Source organism: Ornithinibacillus jepli, assembly GCF_047228935.1.
Classification (GTDB): domain Bacteria; phylum Bacillota; class Bacilli; order Bacillales; family Amphibacillaceae; genus Ornithinibacillus.
The window spans coordinates 338,989-359,422 of the sequence record NZ_JBFEGG010000002.1; the positions used below are offsets into that span (position 1 = coordinate 338,989).

Here is a 20,434-nt window from a genome sequence, read left to right on the forward strand (position 1 = left end):
GTGTCAATTGGAAAGGGTGAATTTCGTATATTTCTATTTCGTTTAGGAAAATTTAAAGGCAGGAGGGATTCGTAATGGAGCATCAATTTTTATCTGTTGAGGAGTTTAATCAGCTTATTCAACAGTGGAGCGGAAGACAAGTGAAGATTACGAAGCACGAAATGGATGACGTGGATCAAATTGTACTAAACCTGCAGAGTGTATCCTATGATCGTAACACCCGAAGAATTGATGACTATGTACCAATGCATAGTCTACAGTTAAATGGAAGCGGGCAGATTGAAACGCTTGCAACAATGAGCAACCAACCACTCCCTTCTCCTCAATATGAAATTCCACTTCAGGATAGTACAATGTATGAGTTTGACGGGGAGAAGTTTTTTATTACGACAGAGCGTGGGGTTTATAAGATTGAATTAGTATAACGCTAATACCTCAATTAAATCATCTCACCAAATGTTGAGATGATTTAATTGAATTCTTCCAAAACCGATTAAATTTCACCTATTATCTCAGCAAATTTAATAGAGAAGTAAATACTAATGGCTCCTAATATAGAGAGTATTACGATGACAAGATCCTGGTTCAAATTAAATATTGGCGAAAAATTAGGAAGCTGCATCACTAAGATGGCACAAATTACTGTTGGTATAACCGCTCTCTTCCAAATTGCAAGGTAGAAAAGCGGGATAAAACTAATCAAGGTTACAAGGAATGAGCGAGCAATCATGTCACCCACATAACCCCATATGTCGGAACTAGTTATCCCTACATGTAAAACAGAAAATATTTCATCGATAACCATTGTTGTCACAACGGTTAACACAAAAGAGATAAGCGTAGCAAGGAAGATAAAGATGCCGATAAAAAGAACTTTTGATAGAAACAATTGCTTCCGACTGATTGGATAGCTGTAGGAAAGAGCTATTGTCTTATTCTTAAATTCATCAATAAATACTTGACTAATAAGAGATGCCCCTAATAGAACAAATCCTACTTGTACCGATAGTATAAGGGTAAACAATGCATCAACACTCTGACCAAAATCAGCACTTACCATTTTAATAAAAAACACCGGTAAAAACATAAGAATTACCCAATAAATAACGAGTTCTCGAATAACGGATGCCTGTTTTAATTTTCTCCATTCCAGCTTCATTAAATTAGCCAACTCTTCCACCCCCATTAATTTGCTTATAGAAATAGTCTTCTAAAGAACTTACATGTTTTTGAATAGCTTCAATCTCAACATCGTGAAGAATAAGCATTTTAGAAATCTCACTTTGCGAATAGGTTAAATCATAAATTCGAATTCGGTTCCCTTGGATCATTTTCATATTGGAAATTTCGAGCTCATGTTCCAGTAAATAAACAGCCCTATCTACATTAGTTGTAACGAGTTCGATATAATCTGTTTGTTGCTTTCGGATTTCTTCTAACGTAACTTCATTTAAAAGCTTTCCTCCGTGAATGACACCGATTCTGTCTACCACTTGTTCCATTTCTCCTAAAATATGGCTGGAAAGAAGGAAGGTGATTCCATATTCTTTGTTAAGCATCAGAATTAAATCGCGGATATCTTTTATCCCAATTGGGTCAAGACCATTTGTTGGTTCATCTAAAATAATCAATTCCGGTTTTGTAATAATTGCTCTTGCAAGCCCAAGGCGTTGCTTCATTCCAAGTGAAAAGTCCTTAACAATATCGTCTTCTATCCCTTTCAAATGAACCATATCTAGAGCTTGTTGAATTCCTCTTTCATCATAGAAACCAAGGTATTCACAATGTAAGGTAAGGTTCTCTCTTGCTGTTAAATGCTCGAAAAAAATTGGGTATTCTATAATACTTCCTACTCTTTTTAATACATTTTTTGACTTCTCGGAAAAACTCTGGCCGAATAATACGATTTCTCCGTTCGTTGGTCTAGTTAAACCAGTTAACATTTTCATGATCGTGGTTTTCCCTGCCCCGTTCTGCCCTAGAAATCCGTATATTTCTCCTCTTTTAATATGAAGATTTATGTCTGAAATGATTTCCTTGTTTTTTACCTTTTTTGTCAAACCAATTGTTTGGACTACATAATCCATAATCGGTGCCTCCCTCAACGTTATCTTCTTCTATCATAACCACCGAATTTATCTTTTTTCTTTCTTATTCCTTACTTTTTTCTTAAGTTTTAAAAAAAGAGAGGTTGTTCCCCAAAGGAATCCTCTCTTTTGAAGGCATTAGTATGTAATTCGTTTAAATACACAGGTAAACACTGTTTTTTCATATGGTTTACTCTCTAAATGGATGGAACCCTTCATTGCCTCTGTCAACCGCTTCGTAATACTTAGACCGAGACCACTCCCTTGAAATTCAGGATTTCTTGCATCATCTAACGTATATAACCTTTCAAATACGCGGTCTTGATTGGCTTCGGAAATCCCCTTTCCTTTATCCCAAATGTCGATCGCAATATTATCTTCATCTTGGCGAAGAGTTAATCCTAATACCTTCCCATCGCTTCCATACCGAATAGCGTTCGAGATTAAATTATTCAAGATACGATGGAGTGCTTCTTCGTTTCCAAGGATGTAATACGGACGTTCGGGGATGGAGATTTCCACCTCCATCCCTTTTGATTGAAGCAAGTCATAAAATTCCAGCACATTTTTTCGGCAAAGTTCATTGATTTCGATCTTACTTAATGGAATCGAATATTCATCCGAGTCGATTTTAGCAAGATCGAAAAATTGATTTAATAACGAGATGACGCTTAACATTTTTTGATGTAACCGGGAAATAGTCTCTTCGCGCTCCCTCAGGGTCATTTTTTCATCTAGCTGTAATTTCTCAACATACCCTAAAACAACGGTTAGGGGGGTTTTTAAATCATGGGACATGTTGGAGAGCATTTTCTTTAAATTTAGTTTTGTTCTTGCGTAATCTGCCATGACCTTTTGATTGTAATCTAACAGTCTATTAATTTGGACGAGAAAACGCTGCACTATTTGTTGATCGGTTTGAAGCAGTAATTTTTGGGATGTGCCATTTTCTACGATATGGGCTAAACTATGGTGTATTTCATCTAACTCTCTTTTTAGCTTCCTTCGAGAAAAAAATTGCCATCCATTCAAAATTAGTAAAGCGATTAATATAACAATCAATAATTGAATCATAACTACTCCCCTAATTTATAACCGATTCCCCAAATCGTTTGAATATATTTTGGGTTAGACGGGTCCTCTTCAATTTTTTCGCGAAGTCGTCTTATATGTACGTTAATGACATTTTCATTTCCGTAATAGTCATCTTCCCAAATCAACTGGTAGATTTGCTCTTTGGTAAAGACTCTACTAGGATTAGCCATAAATAACTTTAACATATGAAATTCCTTGGATGTCAGCTTGATAAAGTTACCATTTATTTGCGCTGAAAATGTATTTAGGTCCAGCGTAAGATCTTTATGCTGAAGGGTATCGGAAACGGACGGATTATTTACTGTTTGATACTGTGTTGACCGACGAATGGCCGCACTTACCCGTGCCGTTAATTCAATCATGGAAAATGGTTTACTAATATAATCGTCTGCTCCAAAACCGAGTCCTAAGGCTTTATCAATGTCGCTTCCTTTGGCTGAAATGATTAAAACAGGAGTTAAGCTTTTTTCTCTTATCCGTTTTAAAAAATCCATCCCATTTAATTTAGGTAGCATTAAATCAAGCAAAACTAAGTCAACTTCTTCCTTCTCAAAAACAGCTAAAGCTTCCTCCCCATCAAAAACAGATAATACTCGAAAGTTTTCCCGTTCCAATTGATTGGTTACCAAACCATTAATTTCTCTGTCGTCCTCGACTAAGAGAATACTTTTTTGCATTTTCTCACTTCCATCCATTTGTTAGCTATTCTTACTAATCGGGTTGTAAATTCCGCCTTGAAAATTCCCTTTAAGAAACGAATTTTTTAGTCACATTTTTTCATTTCATGCATATAAATAAGATTGGAGTGTAATTGGAGTTAGTAATTCCTAGGAAGCGATTAACTGACTCATGAGAACTATAAATATTTCTCATTACACTGACTATTAAGATAAATACATTCTATCATTTTCTAATTCATCGAAACAAGTTAATCTCTAAACAAACAAAAGATCCCCAAGACTTTATTCATGAGGATCTCTTATATAATTTAGGCCATGACAGTTTCTCTCTGAAAGAAGCTTTTCATTGCATGATACACATCCCGTTTTTCTTTTAAAATAAAGTGGCGGAATTTCGGATCATCAATGGAATTATATGCCCGCATCAGTGTCGAGTGACGGTTATAAATATTAACCTCTGCGTAACCAAACATATTGGATACATCCATAATTTCGTTTACGAGGCGAATACATTTTGGATTGTCGGAGGTAATATTTTCACCATCAGAAAAGTGAAAAGGATAAATATTATAGCTAGAAGGATTGTAGCGGTCTTCAATTAATTCGATTGCCTTTGCATAGGCGGAAGAACAAATCGTGCCACCACTTTCTCCTTTCGTGAAAAATTCTTCTTCGGAAACTTCCTTCGCTTCCGTGTGGTGAGCAATAAAGGCGATATCCACATGCTCGTATTTCGTATTAAGAAATCTGGTCATCCAGAAAAAGAAGCTTCTTGCCATATACTTTTCAAAAGACCCCATCGATGCACTAGTATCCATCATTGCGAGAACAACTGCTTTGGACTCCCGTTTCACTTCTTCATTCCACGTCTTAAAGCGTAAATCATCATTATAAATTGGGGTAATACCAGGGGTTCCTTCTCTGGCATTTCGTTTTAATGCGGTGAGAATCGTTCGCTTTTTATCAATATTTCCCATTAAGCCCTTCTTCCGGACATCATTAAACTCAATTTTCTCTGTTACAATCTCGGCCTTATCCTTTTCTTGTAAATTAGGTAATTCTAATTCTTTAAACAGGGCCTCTTCTAACTTTTCTAACGATACCTCAGCTTCATAGTAGTCATTCCCAGGCTCCTCGCCTGCTTTCTTTCCATCGCCAGGACCTTGCTTCTGTTGTCCTTTTGCATTTGGATCTCTTGCTACTACATCTCCAACTTTGCTATCTCCGTTCCCTTGCCCTACATGCTTAGATTTGTTGTAATTGTACCTGATTTTATACTCGTCTAAAGAGCGAATTGGTATTTTGATGACATCTCGGCCATTGGACATCACGATGCTCTCTTCACTAATTAAATCGGGTAAATTATTTTTAATGGCTTCCTTTACTTTATCCATGTGACGTTGTTGATCTTGAAAGCCTTTGCGATGGAGGGACCAGTTTTCCTCAGAGATGACAAAGTTATGTTTACCTTCCTGCACAACATCCCCTCCTATTCTATTGATTAGAAAAACTCACATTCGATTGCCATTTATCGAATGTGCTAGTTTTTCTTATGCAGACGGGAAAGATGATAATCCTTTCCTATCTGCTTAAAAAATATCGCTCTCCTCGTAGGAAGATTACGATACTTTCCTCTATAATATGCAACTTGTCGCATAATATTGCATTCTATTTAAAAAAATGGTTTACAAAAAGGTAACAAGACTAGCCTATTTGCTGAGTCTCGTTACCTTTCTATTGTATAATTATCTATTTAACAAGCTTCCTACATAACGTAATAATTCGTTAGCGGAATTAGAGTTATAGCCATATTCATCTATTAATCTAGCAATCACTTCATTAATTTTCTTCAGCTGTGACTCATCCGGTGTCTTAGATGACGTGGTGATTTTAACGACATCCTTTAAATCAGCGAATAACTTCTTTTGAATTGCTTCCCGTAGGCGATCATGTGAATTATAGTCAAATCGTTTTCCTTTTCGTGCATAGGCGGAAATACGAATTAAGATTTCTTCTCGGAAGGAGCGCTTCGCATTTTCTGAAATACCAATTTGCTCCTCAATTGAACGCATTAGCTTCTCATCTGGATTCATTTCCTCTCCAGTTAATGGGTCTCTCAGCTTATTCTTATTACAGAATGCTTCTACGTTATCTAAATAGTTATTCATGAGCGACTTCGCGGATTCTTCATAGGAATACACAAATGCTTTTTGTACTTCCTTCTTTGCAATGTCGTCATATTCTCTTCTCGCTATAGAGATATAATTCATATATTTCTCTTTATCTTCATCCGATATGGACGGATGTTGATCTAGCCCTTCTTTTAATGAGCGCAATACATCTAGTGCGTTAATCGATGGTACTTCTTTGCGAATAATTGCAGAGGAGATTCGGTTGATCACATAACGAGGGTCAATTCCTTCCATTCCTTCTGTCGGGAATTCCTTCTTTAACTCCTCTACATCAACTTGGTTAAAGCCTTCTACATTTTCCCCATCATATAAGCGCATTTTCTTAAGCAGGTCCATACCCTGTTTCTTTGATTCTTTTAATCTCGTTAAAATGGAGAAAATCGCCGCCACTCGTAATGCATGTGGGGCTATATGAACATGTGCCATGTCACTTTGGTTAATCATTTTTTCATAGATACGTTCTTCTTCACTAACTCGTAAGTTGTACGGGATTGGCATTACGATAATCCTAGAATGGAGTGCTTCATTCTTTTTGTTGGAGATAAAGGAACGGTACTCGGATTCGTTCGTGTGAGCGACGATAAGCTCATCCGCTGAAATCAGCGCGAACCTTCCCGCCTTAAAATTCCCTTCCTGTGTTAGCGAAAGTAAATGCCATAGAAATTTCTCATCACATTTCAGCATCTCCTGGAATTCCATCATGCCACGGTTTGCTTTATTTAATTCCCCATCAAATCGATATGCCCTTGGGTCAGATTCTGAACCATATTCGGCAATCGTTGAAAAATCAATACTTCCAGTTAAGTCAGCAATATCCTGGGATTTCGGGTCGGACGGGCTAAAGGTTCCTATTCCAACACGCTTATCCTCGGATAAAAAGATACGCTCTACTTTAACATCCTCAACACGACCGCCATATTCTTGTTCCAGCCGCATCGTATTAAGTGGTGATAGGTTCCCTTCAATTCGAATGCCATAATCTTGGAAAAAGTCTTCCCGTAGGTGGTGCGGGATTAAATGCAGGGGATCTTCATGCATTGGACAGCCTTTAATGGCATAGACAGCACCCTCATCCGTACGAGAATATTTTTCCAATCCTCGTTTTAGCATGGTAACGATAGTAGATTTACCACCACTAACCGGGCCCATTAGTAACAATATACGTTTTCTTACATCAAGTCGCTTTGCTGCTGGATGAAAGTATTCTTCAACAAGTCTCTCGATTGCCTCCTCCAGGCCAAAAATCTCCTCACCGAAAAACTCATACATCTTCCGACCATTGCGCTCCTTAACCCCAGCCGCTTTAATCATATTATAAACACGGGAATGGGCAGTTTGTGCAACTTCTGGTCGCTCCTTCACTATTTCCAGGTACTCCGCGAACGTACCTTCCCATCTTAAGCGATTTTCTTCCTCGCGATAGCTCTTCACCTTGTTTAGAATATCCATGTTAGTCTTCCCTCCATCTTGGACGCGGTTTATATAGCTTATGCATAAATTTGTGTCGTGATGCCGATGAGTTTTAGGGACAGGTTTATGAGGGGGGCTTTGTTTCTTTTAGGTGTCTTGCCGTGTGGGGGTAACTGTGCTTGGTTGGGGGCATCTTGTTCGGGGGCGGGCGCATCCCCTTGGTGAATGGGTGCATCTTGTTTGGGGGTGGGCGTATCCTCCTGGTGAACGGGTACATCTTGTTCGGGGGTGGGCGCATTCCCCTGGTGAACGGGTGCATTTTGCGCGGGGGCGGGCGTATCCTCCTGGTGAGTGGGAGCATCTTGCGCGGGGGTGGGTGCATCCTGGTAGTGGTTGGGCGTATTCCCCTGGTGAATGGGCCCATCTTGTTCGGGGGTGGGCGCATCTTCCTGGTGAATGGGCGCATCTTGTTCGGGGGCAGGCGTATCCTCCTGCCGAATGGGCTCATCTTGTTCGGTTTGGGCCGCATTCTCCTGGTGAACGGGTACATCTTGCGCGGGGGTGGGCGTATCCTCCTGGTGAATGGGCGCATCTTGCGCGAGGGTGGGCGCATCCTCCTCCCGAATGGGCCCATCTTGTTCGGGGGTGGACGCATCCTCCTACCGAATGGGCCCATCTTGTTCGGGGGCGGGCGCATCCTCCTGCCGAATGGGCGCATCTTGCACAGGTCTGGGTGCATCCTCCTGCCGAATGGGGCCATCTTGATCAGAATCGGGCGCATCCCTAACCAATATGGGGCTATCTTCCCGACCCAAGGGCACATGCTACATTTGTAAAACCTGCCATTCTATCAATCATCCAAAACTTACCCAAGAAAAACTCTCCCATTTGGTGTATAATAGTAAAGTCTAAAAGTTGAAACAGCATAAATACTATATTAAAATTCAAACAGATATCAATAGAAAGCGAGATGTTCTTTGTGGGACGTAAGTGGAATAATATTAAAGATAAAAAAGCAGAAAAAGATAAAAATACGAGTCGGATTTATGCGAAGTTCGGTCGTGAAATCTATGTAGCTGCTAAACAAGGAGAGCCGGATCCGGAATCGAACCAAGCGCTTAAAGTAGTTTTAGAGCGTGCGAAAACATACAGTGTTCCAAAACATATTATTGATAAGGCGATTGAAAAGGCTAAAGGTGGATCTGAGGAAAGCTATGATGAGCTTCGTTATGAAGGGTTCGGTCCTAATGGCTCGATGGTAATCGTGGATACATTAACGAACAATGTAAACAGAACGGCATCTGAGGTTCGTGCTGCTTTTGGTAAAAACGGTGGTAACATGGGTGTGAGTGGTTCTGTTGCATATATGTTTGATTCAACTGCGGTATTTGGGGTTGAAGGAAAATCAGCGGATGAAGTGCTTGAGCTTTTAATGGAAGCGGATATTGATGTTCGTGATGTACTAGAAGAAGATGAGATTGTTATCGTTTATGCAGAGCCAGACCAATATCATGCTGTACAAGAAGCGTTTAAAAATGTTGGCATCACAGAATTCACAGTAGCTGAGTTGACGATGCTTCCACAAAATGAAGTGACATTAGATGATGATTCAAAAACACAATTCGAAAAATTAATTGATGTTTTAGAAGACTTAGATGATGTGCAACAGGTATACCATAACGTGGATTTAGGGGAATAATTCCGTAATCTCTAAAACCAAATGGCCTTCCTAGCAATTAGGAAGGCTTCTTTTATGTATTTATTCTATTGCCCATTTAGGCAATTCCTCTTCTTCTTTGAGATACGTTTCATAATCAGCTTCTATAATATTGAACGCTTGCATGATAGTCTTGGTCACATAAAGCATGGATATGATTGAAATAAAATCTAATACATAATAAGCTAAAATCAGATTAACATTTATAATTACAACTTCCATTATCAATCTTTCCAAGAAACGTGTCCCTATGTATAGAAAGTAATATATAGGGAGTAATTTAATTAGTTTTCTCCCAAGACTCTCTAGCGCTGGATAGCCTTTAAAATAATATCCCATCGTGGAATAGATATTCCACATCCCATATAAATTATAAAGGGGTATCATTATCCTTGCTAGAGCACCACCAGGCTTTATCCTGTAATATGGATTTAATCTTTTTAAATCCACGTGTACCTTAAAAATCCATATTAAATAAAAAATTATTAATAAGACCCATACGATTTGATTAAGACTAGATAATGCTTGATCGAAAATCAATATATTTTCATATATAGGATATGCGTATGTATAGAAGAATGCTGTAATGACTAATAATCCAGTAATGACAACCTCTACTACTAAAAATGCCTTCAGCACATTACCCATTGTTTTGTATGAAAAATTCACGTAATCCCCCCTATGGTAAATTCTCTAAGAAGTGTATTGCTTCATTTAATGTGGCTACCGGTACAACATTTAGAGATAGATTTTCTTCTTTGAGAACCCTTTCTGCCTCTACTTCGTTGCTAATTCGTATGTCATCATAATAATCTTTATCTTTTGGTATAAAAAAGTAATCCACATTAAAAAGTGAAGCTGTTAATAACTTTTCTCTAATTGCACCTACAGATCCTACCGTTTGGTCTACTTCCATTGTTCCAGTACCTGCAATGATGTATTTCCCTTGCTTAGAATAATCCTGATTATTCATTTCTTCTATCAACCCGATTGCAGACATTAAACCCATGGAGTCCCCATAATAGCCTTCTGAATACTCGATGATTTCTTGTATCCGATAGGAAAATTCTTCTGAAAACCCATATGTATTACTTTCCACGAACGCACTGACTACAGCATTTTCGATTGTTTCTTCTTTATACTCGTCTGTTTCATCCGAATAATAATCCTCTAAATAGTAAACTTCCTCATCGGTAAGTGGGATAAAACTTACATCATCATAATGCATGAACACAAGTAATTCTTCATATCGATTTGTGGTAATACCGCTTTCCACATACGTAAAATTCACACTACCATCAATTCCTAGCTCCTGTACTGGTACAATCCCCCCAATAGCAGTGAACTCTTTACTCAGTGGCCAAATAATAAATAATGTTCCTAAGATTGCTATTGTCAGGCATGTTACTACAATAATATAATCTTTTCTCTTGAAGAATGTTTTGATTAAGTTCATCTGCAAATTGGCTTACTAGTTATGCCTTCCCCCCTTGATATTTTGATAATTTTTAATTCCTTTATTATATCGCCACTTCTGCTATAAGATTAATAGTGCTTGTAAAATCCACTTACCATTAACCCCCTCATGACTGAACATTTCAATTGTATTCTAGCCTGTGAGCCCTACTCTCTCCCAAGCATTTCTTCCTAGAAATACCAGCTAAATTAGGAAAAAGGACCTACTAATCGACAAAATTTTCAGATAATATCTTTACACTCTCTTTAAAGCCTCTTAATAATTAGGCTGTACAATGGAACTCGAAACAAATAAATTTAACGAGGTGAGTGAAATGAAATTGAAAAAATTATTACTTACATTACTTATCATGTTTCTTTCAACAGGGGTATTATTTGCATGTTCTGCAGAAGATGAGGAAGATCCAGCAACAGATAACGGAACAGAGCAACAAGACACAGAAGATGTTGAGGAAGATCAAGAGTAATTTAAAAGAAACCAGGGCGGAATCTGACCGCCCTGGTACTTTCATTTCTTCTAAAGTATAAAAACTACTTATCTATAAACCTTAGAATATCAATTCACTGTACTTGCTTTATCTGAGAACTCCTCGATATCAAATACGGTTGTTAGCCTTTCAATTTCTTCTCCGCCCTTAAAAAAGATAACCGTAGGGGTGCCTTGAATTTGTAAATCTTGAATTAACAGCCCTTTGTCTTCTGCGGCATCTATATCAATTCCATAAATGATTTGATTTTCGCTTTCTATATAATCATTTATTACCGTCTTTACTTTTTTACATGCCGCACAGGTTTTTGAATAAAAGTATGTAATAAATGTGTCGTTATTCTCTATCTTACCCGACAAATTCTCAGTACTAATATCGGTATATAGCTTTTTCTCACTACTTAGTAGGCTTGATAGTGATATAAACGCTACTACTAAAATTAGACAAATAGAGAAAACGATAACTATTATTTTTTTCATTCTCTTCCCGCTCCTTCAGCGTTTATTTATAGATCATCATCGTTTAATACTCTCAAGATATCTTCTTTCTGCATTTCTTTGTCTTTTTCCATTCTCATTAAGTTACCTTTATGGATAACATAAATTTCGTCACAAGAGAAAGCTAAATCTATATCATGTGTTATAAAAATATTGATGTTACCGTTTTTTAATAGGTAGTCGATAACTCTTTGCTTTTTCGTTAAGTCCAAACCATTGGTAATTTCGTCAAATATACGTATTTCTGTATCGGATAAGATAGCTCTTAAAATATTTAATAATTGTGTTTGTCCCATAGACAGGTTGACACCATTTTTGCCAATTACTGTATCATACCCTTTCGGAAAACTCCTGGCGATTGAATCAAACCCAATAGATCTAGATTCTTCTATAATTCTATTAACGTCAATTTGCCTCCCTACAGTAATATTTTGGGTAATGGTATCAGAGAATAATTGGATATTTTGCGGGACAAACAATACCTTCTCCCTTATGGAACCATTTCTAATAGTGTCATAACTCATGTTATTTATTTCTATCGTTCCATGTTCAATAGGATAATAATTAGCTATTAATTTTCCGAGAGTAGTCTTTCCTGAACCACTGTCTCCTATAATAGCAATATTCGTATTATTCCTTACTTCTAAGTTAAGTCCTTGGAGAATATAGTTGTTTATTTCATAGGAAAATGACAGATTACTTATTTTCAAATTAGACACTCTTTCTATATCATGTTCTCCGTCATCTTTTCTATTACTAATATATAAAATGTCTTCATACCTTTTAGTTGCAACTTTTCCTTGCTGAAGTGTAGCTTGGAGGGATGTAAGTCTTAAAAATGGATTAAATACATTCATCGCTAAAGAATTAAACATTAGTAAAATACCTGAGGCAATATTATCATTAATTACTAAGTAAGCTCCTAATGAAAAAACGAGTATATTAAATAGTTCCAGAAGGCTATTCTTTAAATTCGATTGTAATATTTCAAATGCAAAAAAATCCTCAGAAGTTTTTAACAGTTTCTTTAATCTTTTATTTATCTTTTCCTCTGATTTTTCCGTTACTAAATACCCTTTAAGAATTTCTATATTATCGATTGACTCTATTAAAGACGTATTGAAAACTTCGTTATATTCAAATAATTTATTACTCAATTTCTCGATTCTCTCCTGAGATAGGTATAAGATTAATAGAAACGAAATCATCGGAATTAAAACAAGTAAGGATAAATAAAAATTAAATCTGAGAAGAATAAACATGGTAATAAGAACAATAAACAAATCTATAGGCATCGATTGTATTAAATAGATCATTCTTTCCCTTATTTGTGAAACATTTGTAAATCTAGTAATTAATTCACCACTTTTATATTTTTCAATAATTGAAAAGTCCTTATTAAAGAAACTACTTAAAAGTTGAGAAATTAATTTTTGATCAATTTTATTATTTATTTTTATCGTTATTTTAGCGTTTATATAATTTAGTATTAACTTTAAGGAAACTAAAATAATATAAAAAATTGCAGTCTGTACAATGATTTCTGCAAATTTATTAGGAATAATCATATCAAAATATACGGTAAACATCCCCGCAAATATTATGCCCATTCCTACTATTAAGATGGATAATACCCAAGAAAGGACAATATACCATTTTACAAGAAGTACGTTTTTTAAAATACTTGGTCTCTTAAATGAATAATCTTGCAATCGCTCGTTATCTATTACTCCTGTTATGATTAAGACAAAGGGTATCCAGTATCCTAAAAAATCGCTCTTCTTAATTTTCTTTACCCTATCCTCCAAAGGGTCTGCTATGTATAGACATTTTTTTGTATGACCATGAATAACGACAAAGTGATTCTCTCCATTACGATTTATCTGTGTCAGAAACGGATACTTTATTTCCTCAAAGACTTCCACTTGTCTTTCACATTGTAATACCTCACTTGTTATTCCAATATTTTTTTCTATACCTTTTTTAATATTGAAGAAATTAGTCCCGTTTGCATTAGCGTTAACTATATTGGATATTTCTCCTATTGGTAAATCAATGTTAAATAGTTGTTTTAATATAATGTACAAGGATGCTGGGCCGCAATCCGAGGAATCAAATTGTTTTATAAAAGAATACTTTGGCATCATTAAAACTCCTAAACTTTTCTTAATCTCTATTATTCTATATATTCCTTTAGTGCCTGAGACAAGTATATGAATTTATCCTTAAATCCCTCGTATTTATTATCCTCTAATTTTGAAAGCAACTTAAATGCTCTCTGATATTCTCCAATCTCAAAGAACAGAATAGCTATTAGCATATCGATATGAAATAGATTCGAATTGATACTTCCAAACTCGATTGACTTGGAATTTCGGTAATTTATTGATTGCTCAAGTAATATAGCATATTCGCGTTTAAGTTCATTTATCTTTATTAGCGTTTCATAATAAAAAACATCACTAAAATCATCCACGAGTTCTTTTAATTGTGTAATATAATACTTTGCTTTCTTACTATCATTAATGTCTATGTGGAATCGAATAAGATCACTTATTGCCCTAATCTTATATTGTTCGTAATATTTGTTGTCATGACATAATTCTATTGTTCTTTTCAGTAACAATAGATATTCTTCAGAACCCAGAATAGATTGTCCATCTCTTGCATAAAAATATACCCACCTAGGGTGCTTCTCTTCGATTACTACCATATCTTTTAATAATTTTGTATTTCTTTTAATCTTATTCTTTTCTTCCATAACGTGCGTCTCATATCCGTCATGGTGAAGAATAACGTTATCAAACGAAATCTCATTAATGTCCTGTCCGTATTTTTTTATATCTAATCGTAACTCTTCATGAATGGAACCAAAGTATTGAAATTCTTCACTTCCCCTGAATATTCTTCGTACTCCCCTAACAATATGACCATTAGAGTTAGCAATAATGGGATTTACACATATTTTTTCTAATCCTAAAAACTCAATCACCTTCAAGTAATGCTTCAATGTATGTAAAGAGTTTTCCTCTAAATGCTCATCAGCATCAATAAAGAAGATCCATTTTTTGCTTGATACTTTTATACCGTAATTTCTGACTTCAGCAAAGTTATCCTTCCATTCAAGATGCTTTACTTTAACCATAGGATAATGATCTAGGACGATTGGAATGGTATTATCAGTTGATCCAGTATCAATCAAAATAATTTCGTCCTGATTGTCTGTTTGCTTGCTAATTGAATCTAGACATCGTTGAATAACTCGCTCTTCATTCTTACATATAATGATTATAGAAATGTCCACTGAGATATTTTCTATTTCTTTTATCAAATCAATATGTTGATGCTCATTATTAGGTGTCTCAATTCCATCTTCTAATAGATCTTTATGTTTCATTGATATAGATACAATATGGTTATAAAAGTCATCGAAATACGTAGTATACCTAGTTAAATGAGGATGATGTTTTTTAATAAAATCGATATTCCTTTTATTGTACATTTATTTCACCCTTTCAAAAAAAACCTCAAAAATGAGGTTTTTTTTACTGACAAGTACAAGTACCACAGCCGCCGCCACCGCCGCCACCGCCGCCGTAGCCGCACTGGGAGAAAATCCAACTACAAGTTCCTGAGTCATACCCACTTGCACAAAGGGCCAAATAATAAGTACACCAAGCCGGATCTCCTACTCCTTTAGCATTTTCAGTGAAATTCAAAATTTCATCATCACTAAGTCTTTTCACCAAGCCTTGCATATCTCCACCTCCTTATCCAATTGGTATATTGTATTCTAAAATTTATAAATAATACCATAAATCTTTTTAATATATTGAACTAAAATAATTGGCATATTTCGTTTGGTAAGTTTGTAGATATATAATAAGAAAATTATTAAAGTAGGTAGAATCCATGTCAAAGAAGTATCTGTTTGCATTTATAATCTCAATCATTGCTACCATTGGTAGTTTATATTTCAGCGAAATTAGGGGATTTATTCCATGTAAACTATGTTGGATACAAAGGATATTCATGTATCCTATTCCTATTCTCCTTGGTATAGGACTTTTAACTAAAGACAAAGGGATTAGTAAATATATATTATCTCTATCAATCCCTGGTCTATTTATCGCTCTTTACCATTTTGCTATACAAAAACTACCCATTAACCCTAAACCTTGCGATGTTAATGTACAGTGTACAAGTGAATATATTAACTGGCTTGGATTTATAACCATCCCACTTCTTTCACTAGTAGCGTTTTTTCTAATATCTATTCTTCTATTCTCTATTAAAAGTGAAAAAAACAAGTAAACCGATACACTCTAGTCCGTATAAAAAAGGGCTGTCTCAATGGTCACTAGTTACCTCGAGACAGCCCTCTCTACTTTATGATCGTTTTTATTATTTGCATGTAGTTTTATCCTTTGCACCTATTAACGACTACTTAAACGGATTCCTCCACTCCATTAATGCAGCATAATTCAAGGATTCCTCATCCTCTATATAATCTTCTACTACACCAATTGGCAATCTTCCCACGTTCAATAAGAAAGTTATAACCGGATCTTTCAACTTTCCAGCTACAACCTCTTGTAAATACTCTTCAGCAGTTAATCGCTCCGCGTGTCTATGATACCCTGGCATTCTCCCCCCGCCAAGAAGCCTATCTAAGCCTTTGAAAATAACAACCTCGTACATCGACTGCATTAGTATTTTCCCTAAGGCTAATTTGCGATAATCAGGACGAATACAAATATCCACGACATATAATGTATTTCCATTTGGATTGTGGTTCCTAATATACCCATCATCCGTAATCTCTTCCCATGTGTGAACTGGATGTTGTGGGTCGAACTCCACAATCAGCCCAGTCATCGATCCAGCAAGCACACCGTCTACTTCCACACATAGAGCACCCTCTAGAAATAATGTAACATGATTTTCCAATTGCTCTTTATTCCACCAAAGCTCAGGAGGAAATGGAGGTGGAAAACTTTCCGCCTGTATAGCAATTAATTCATCATAATCTTCCCGTCTATAATTTCGGACTACACCTTCTACATAACCTTCATCACTTTTTAGCAAGACTTGCTTCCGATACACCACAAGACGTCATTCCCCTCTTATTTACTAAGATCTGGATATAAATCTAAGCGTCTATCGTTCCAAGTAGTTACCGATCCTTCTTCTCGTACTTTGTATAAAAGCTCTAGATCTAGGTCTGCCGTAATAATCATATCGTGGTTGAATTCACCTTCCATTAAGATCCCGTTTTTAGGGAATGGAATGTCATTCGGTGTAATGACCGCTGCTTGCCCGTAATTGGCACGCATAAAGTCGACATTACGTAATGCACCGACTGTACCGGTCGTCACTACATATACTTGATTTTCGATTGTGCGTGCATGACACGTGTAACGAACTCGGTTAAATCCATGTAGATCATCCGTACATGACGGGGCAAAAATAACATCTGCTCCCATTCCGCGCACCATTCGAACAATCTCAGGAAACTCCATATCATAGCACGTTAACAACGCTATTTTTCCTTTTTCGGTTTCAAAAATTTGAATCGATTCTCCTGGCGTAATATTCCAATCCTTTTTCTCCGTTGGTGTCATGTGAAGCTTTGGTTGCTCAGCAACTCGTCCGTCTGGATAGAAAAGATGTGCGGTATTATATAATTTATCGCCTTTTCGAACGACATGCGTTCCACCAATAATATGCATGCCTGTATCCTTGGCTAGACCTTTAAATAGTTCAATGTATTGTGCAGTAAATTCAGGTAGCTCATCTACTCGGCTCACCGTGCTATCTGAAATGGAAAGTAATTGAGTCGTAAAAAACTCTGGAAACAGCACAAATTCAGAATCATATTCTGCCGCAGTCCTAACATGATGGGTCACCTGTTCTGCAAATTCCTCAAAAGAATTTATTTTTTCTAAGTGGTATTGAACCGCTGATACACGTAATTTCATAGGGCCTTCTCCTTTTATACCAATTTATATTTGTACTATATTGGATTGATACATACATTTCAACTATAAGTATTTCAAGGCAAAAAAAACGCCCTTTCTCTTAGAAGAAAAGACATACCCACATAACGCTATACTCTTTGTTGTTCTAGCTTAATCATATCCTTATCATAATCCTCTTTACGCAAGAACTCTTGAATTTCTTCCAAACTGATTCCTGCATTTTTCGCATCCAATATTAATAGTACCCACTCCATGTCCAATCGACTGCTCAAGTAACATCCCCCCATTACAAGCTAACCTAGGTATTCGTTCTCATAGCTCCCCCGAAGACCTAGGAACGTATATGTGTTTATCCGCTTATGTAACTTATGAGCTTATGAGCTATATCGTATCATTGGCCCCGTTACACTAACATTACATATTCATCTATTTTGAATTTTCTTGAATTTATTTCTTAAATGTTCTATTCGTTTTGTGAGCATATAATCATCGTCATAGTATTCCATCGCTATATGGCAGTAGTAAAGAGCTTGCTTATAATCCCCATTTTTCTCATAATAATCGCTTAAAAACTTTAAAATATCTACCCATTCCTTTTCAAGCCAATTACGATAATTGAGAAACCAAGGTTCAAATAAACCAGGGAGTGGATTTTCTGTTCGATTTAAGATTATGTATTTATAAAGTTCAACCCGTTCAGCCGTGTCTTCCACTTGATGTGCTCGTTTAATGGCAGCCACATGCATCACAATATCGGATTCTACATTGGCTCTGAGAAAGATGTGTTCTCTTTCTGTAACGAGAAGTAATGGCTCCTCTAATGTTGGATTGAGTAGTTTGTTCAAATAGTGAATCGAGACACGCAGTCTACTTCTAGCGGTCTTTAGATCCACATCAGGCCACATGAAATCACATAGCTCTTCTCGGGTTGCGGACTGTTGAATGACGAGGTACATGAGAAGTTGCTTTGCCTTTCGTTGCCCCCACCCATCCACTAGCCGTTTGCCATTTAAATACACATCTAATCCTTTCATTATATTCACACGTAATGTCACTTCTGCTGGTTCCGATTCCTCTATCATCTTATTTCGAATCTCTCGGTACATTTCTGCATATAAGGTGCGGGCGTAACTGGAGGCTTCATCATCTGCGGGCCTGTTCCGATTCTTCACGATAAAATTATGGATCCACTCTGCCGTTAAAGCGGTCTGATCCATTTGAATGAGGAATGATGCATAGGGAACGGTGTAGTATCTAGCATTAGGGTTAAAATTTAATATGGCTAAATTTAGCTCTGGTGGAAATGTTTCATCATCAGACCCGGATAAGACTAAGATTGGAATCGTAATTTCTTTAATGTTCTGTTGTGCGCGGTCTAATGATTCTACATTAAATATCTCAAAATACACACTTGGCGATACTTTTTCAAACGCGCTTAATATACGCTCTTTACGTTCATCAGTCGGATAAAGCATAAACTTATCCAATATCTTTTGACTCTTATACAACATATTTTGATGGCCTTTTACTTGTAATTTTCGTTCGGTAACGATTTTATTACCTAGCTCTCGCGGAAAATGAACTGGTACCGCAAGTAGGATTAAGGTTTTTAGCTTCTTACTTTTCCTTGCTGCAAACTCAATCGCAATGACACCACCAAACCCTTGGGCCACAATATGGTAGGTTTCAAGCTGTAACGTTTCTACCAAGCGTTGGATATCATCCGCTAGTATCGAAATGGATAAATCTTCCTCCCCCACCGTAGATTCTCCATGTCCTCGAAGGTCATAGCGCAAAACATGATAATTTTCCTGAAACAACGGAATGATTTCATTCCAGCAATACTTATCGAGCCCCGTCGGATGGATTAAAATAATTGTCTCCTGTGCTTGAGGATTTTTAGACTCGATTTTTTCATAATGAATTTCCGCATTGCCATGTTTTAAAAATGCCATTCCAACAGACCTCCATTATTTGAAACTCCTACCTTGTTTATATTCTGTAAAACATTTGAAAATCCTTTTTTTACCATTAGATATAAAAAGGCTCGAGCCCACTACAAATGGGAGAGCCAAGTTTGTTATGAACGGTACTTCCTTTGGTAACCACCTATTGCTAATGTGGCAACAATTATTCCCATTAATAGAACGGTTTCCATCGATGTACCTGAAGGAATATTTTGTTGGATAAATTCTTCTTTTATCATCATTTCCCCAGCTGTCCAAGCAAGTAACCCAGCACCAAAGTACACGACAACAGGAAAATTTTCCATCAAACGCAAAATAAACTGGCTGGCATAGAGCATAATCGGAATGCTCAAGATGACCCCAACGAAAACGAGCATCATATTGCCATCTGAAACAGCGACAATTCCTAGCACATTATCTAAGCTCATCAGTAAATCGGCTAAAATAATGATTGCGATTGCTTCCTTCAAAGAGTTCCCTACTCTAACCGAGCTTTCCTCGCTTTCTTTAGCAACGAGAAGTTTATACGCAACTATTAGTAGTAAAAGTCCTCCTACTAAATGGATGAATGGTAGATTTAGTAAGTACATGACGATTACGGTAAAAATGAGCCGGAAAAGTACTGCTCCGAACGTTCCCCAAACAATCGCCTTTTTCTTCAAATCCCCCCTTAAATTACGACTAGCCATCGCAATGACAATCGCATTATCACCACTAAGTACTAAATTGATCAATAATATTTTTAATAAAGGCTCTAAAAACTCCAAAAGAGAACCTCACCCCTTCAGTAAATCTACTTGTCCTAAAGTACTAGATAATTATATGTATGTCCTAGTCGTATACA

At 36.6% G+C, this 20,434-nt stretch carries 21 protein-coding genes; 4 read left to right on the top strand and 17 right to left on the bottom strand.

The window, feature by feature from the left end; translation table 11 throughout:
- Positions 1–74: 74 nt before the first annotated feature.
- On the top strand, positions 75–425 hold the full coding sequence (gene ymzB / locus AB1K81_RS09625) for a protein YmzB (protein ID WP_412976443.1): 351 nt from the start codon (positions 75–77) through the stop codon (positions 423–425).
- Positions 426–493: 68 nt separating this feature from the next.
- On the opposite strand, the gene AB1K81_RS09630 is transcribed toward ymzB, so the two are convergent.
- The 6 genes from AB1K81_RS09630 to AB1K81_RS09655 all read right to left on the bottom strand — a co-directional run bounded on the left by AB1K81_RS09630 (position 494) and on the right by AB1K81_RS09655 (position 7,503).
- On the bottom strand, positions 494–1,171 hold the full coding sequence (locus AB1K81_RS09630; RefSeq protein ID WP_412976444.1) for an ABC transporter permease: 678 nt from the start codon (positions 1,169–1,171) through the stop codon (positions 494–496).
- Positions 1,164–2,087 carry an ABC transporter ATP-binding protein gene (locus tag AB1K81_RS09635; protein WP_412976445.1) on the bottom strand — a complete coding sequence of 308 codons (924 nt, stop codon included), beginning with the start codon at positions 2,085–2,087 and terminating at the stop codon, positions 1,164–1,166. The genes AB1K81_RS09630 and AB1K81_RS09635 overlap by 8 nt, the downstream gene beginning before the upstream one ends.
- Positions 2,088–2,225: 138 nt before the next feature.
- The gene (locus AB1K81_RS09640) at positions 2,226–3,161 is read right to left on the bottom strand and encodes an ATP-binding protein (protein WP_412976446.1); all 936 of its coding nucleotides are present in this window, start codon (positions 3,159–3,161) and stop codon (positions 2,226–2,228) included.
- Between the two features lie 2 nt (positions 3,162–3,163).
- On the bottom strand, positions 3,164–3,859 hold the full coding sequence (locus AB1K81_RS09645; protein ID WP_412976447.1) for a response regulator transcription factor: 696 nt from the start codon (positions 3,857–3,859) through the stop codon (positions 3,164–3,166).
- A 311-nt stretch (positions 3,860–4,170) separates the two neighbouring features.
- Entirely contained in the window at positions 4,171–5,340 is a 1,170-nt protein-coding gene (gene yhbH, locus AB1K81_RS09650; RefSeq protein ID WP_412976448.1) for a sporulation protein YhbH, read from the bottom strand.
- A gap of 267 nt (positions 5,341–5,607) precedes the next feature.
- Positions 5,608–7,503, bottom strand: coding sequence for a PrkA family serine protein kinase (locus tag AB1K81_RS09655; RefSeq protein WP_412976449.1), 1,896 nt, complete (start codon positions 7,501–7,503; stop codon positions 5,608–5,610).
- A 940-nt stretch (positions 7,504–8,443) separates the two neighbouring features.
- Between AB1K81_RS09655 and AB1K81_RS09660 the strand changes: the two genes are divergently transcribed.
- Positions 8,444–9,163, top strand: coding sequence for a YebC/PmpR family DNA-binding transcriptional regulator (locus AB1K81_RS09660; RefSeq protein WP_412976450.1), 720 nt, complete (start codon positions 8,444–8,446; stop codon positions 9,161–9,163).
- A 60-nt stretch (positions 9,164–9,223) separates the two neighbouring features.
- Here AB1K81_RS09660 and AB1K81_RS09665 read toward each other — a convergent pair whose 3' ends face one another.
- Positions 9,224–9,850, bottom strand: a complete 627-nt coding sequence (locus AB1K81_RS09665; RefSeq protein WP_412976451.1) for a hypothetical protein — start codon at positions 9,848–9,850, stop codon at positions 9,224–9,226.
- Positions 9,851–9,860: 10 nt separating this feature from the next.
- Positions 9,861–10,637, bottom strand: a complete 777-nt coding sequence (locus AB1K81_RS09670) for a hypothetical protein (RefSeq protein WP_412976452.1) — start codon at positions 10,635–10,637, stop codon at positions 9,861–9,863.
- A 334-nt stretch (positions 10,638–10,971) separates the two neighbouring features.
- Here AB1K81_RS09670 and AB1K81_RS09675 point away from each other — a divergent pair, with 334 nt between their 5' ends.
- A complete protein-coding gene (locus AB1K81_RS09675; protein ID WP_412976453.1) occupies positions 10,972–11,124 on the top strand; it encodes a hypothetical protein in 153 nt (50 codons plus the stop codon).
- A gap of 89 nt (positions 11,125–11,213) precedes the next feature.
- On the opposite strand, the gene AB1K81_RS09680 is transcribed toward AB1K81_RS09675, so the two are convergent.
- From AB1K81_RS09680 to gccF, 4 genes are read right to left on the bottom strand one after another with little or no spacing between them, the layout of a single operon-like run.
- Positions 11,214–11,624, bottom strand: coding sequence for a thioredoxin family protein (locus tag AB1K81_RS09680; RefSeq protein ID WP_412976454.1), 411 nt, complete (start codon positions 11,622–11,624; stop codon positions 11,214–11,216).
- 26 nt (positions 11,625–11,650) lie between these two features.
- Positions 11,651–13,786, bottom strand: coding sequence for a peptidase domain-containing ABC transporter (locus AB1K81_RS09685; protein WP_412976455.1), 2,136 nt, complete (start codon positions 13,784–13,786; stop codon positions 11,651–11,653).
- Between the two features lie 32 nt (positions 13,787–13,818).
- Entirely contained in the window at positions 13,819–15,144 is a 1,326-nt protein-coding gene (locus tag AB1K81_RS09690) for a glycosyltransferase (RefSeq protein WP_412976456.1), read from the bottom strand.
- A 43-nt stretch (positions 15,145–15,187) separates the two neighbouring features.
- A complete protein-coding gene (gene gccF, locus AB1K81_RS09695) occupies positions 15,188–15,400 on the bottom strand; it encodes a glycocin F family RiPP peptide (protein WP_412976457.1) in 213 nt (70 codons plus the stop codon).
- Positions 15,401–15,554: 154 nt separating this feature from the next.
- Between gccF and AB1K81_RS09700 the strand changes: the two genes are divergently transcribed.
- Positions 15,555–15,956 carry a disulfide oxidoreductase gene (locus AB1K81_RS09700; protein ID WP_412976458.1) on the top strand — a complete coding sequence of 134 codons (402 nt, stop codon included), beginning with the start codon at positions 15,555–15,557 and terminating at the stop codon, positions 15,954–15,956.
- Positions 15,957–16,085: 129 nt separating this feature from the next.
- Here AB1K81_RS09700 and AB1K81_RS09705 read toward each other — a convergent pair whose 3' ends face one another.
- From AB1K81_RS09705 to AB1K81_RS09725, 5 genes are all read right to left on the bottom strand, one after another.
- A complete protein-coding gene (locus tag AB1K81_RS09705) occupies positions 16,086–16,748 on the bottom strand; it encodes a GNAT family N-acetyltransferase (protein WP_412976849.1) in 663 nt (220 codons plus the stop codon).
- 20 nt (positions 16,749–16,768) lie between these two features.
- Positions 16,769–17,623, bottom strand: a complete 855-nt coding sequence (locus tag AB1K81_RS09710) for a carbon-nitrogen hydrolase family protein (protein WP_412976459.1) — start codon at positions 17,621–17,623, stop codon at positions 16,769–16,771.
- Between the two features lie 128 nt (positions 17,624–17,751).
- Positions 17,752–17,895 carry an anti-repressor SinI family protein gene (locus AB1K81_RS09715; RefSeq protein WP_412976460.1) on the bottom strand — a complete coding sequence of 48 codons (144 nt, stop codon included), beginning with the start codon at positions 17,893–17,895 and terminating at the stop codon, positions 17,752–17,754.
- Between the two features lie 150 nt (positions 17,896–18,045).
- The gene (locus tag AB1K81_RS09720) at positions 18,046–19,578 is read right to left on the bottom strand and encodes an alpha/beta hydrolase (protein WP_412976461.1); all 1,533 of its coding nucleotides are present in this window, start codon (positions 19,576–19,578) and stop codon (positions 18,046–18,048) included.
- A 125-nt stretch (positions 19,579–19,703) separates the two neighbouring features.
- Complete coding sequence (locus AB1K81_RS09725) at positions 19,704–20,357, bottom strand: TerC family protein (RefSeq protein WP_412976462.1); 654 nt, start codon at positions 20,355–20,357, stop codon at positions 19,704–19,706.
- Positions 20,358–20,434 lie beyond the last annotated feature (77 nt).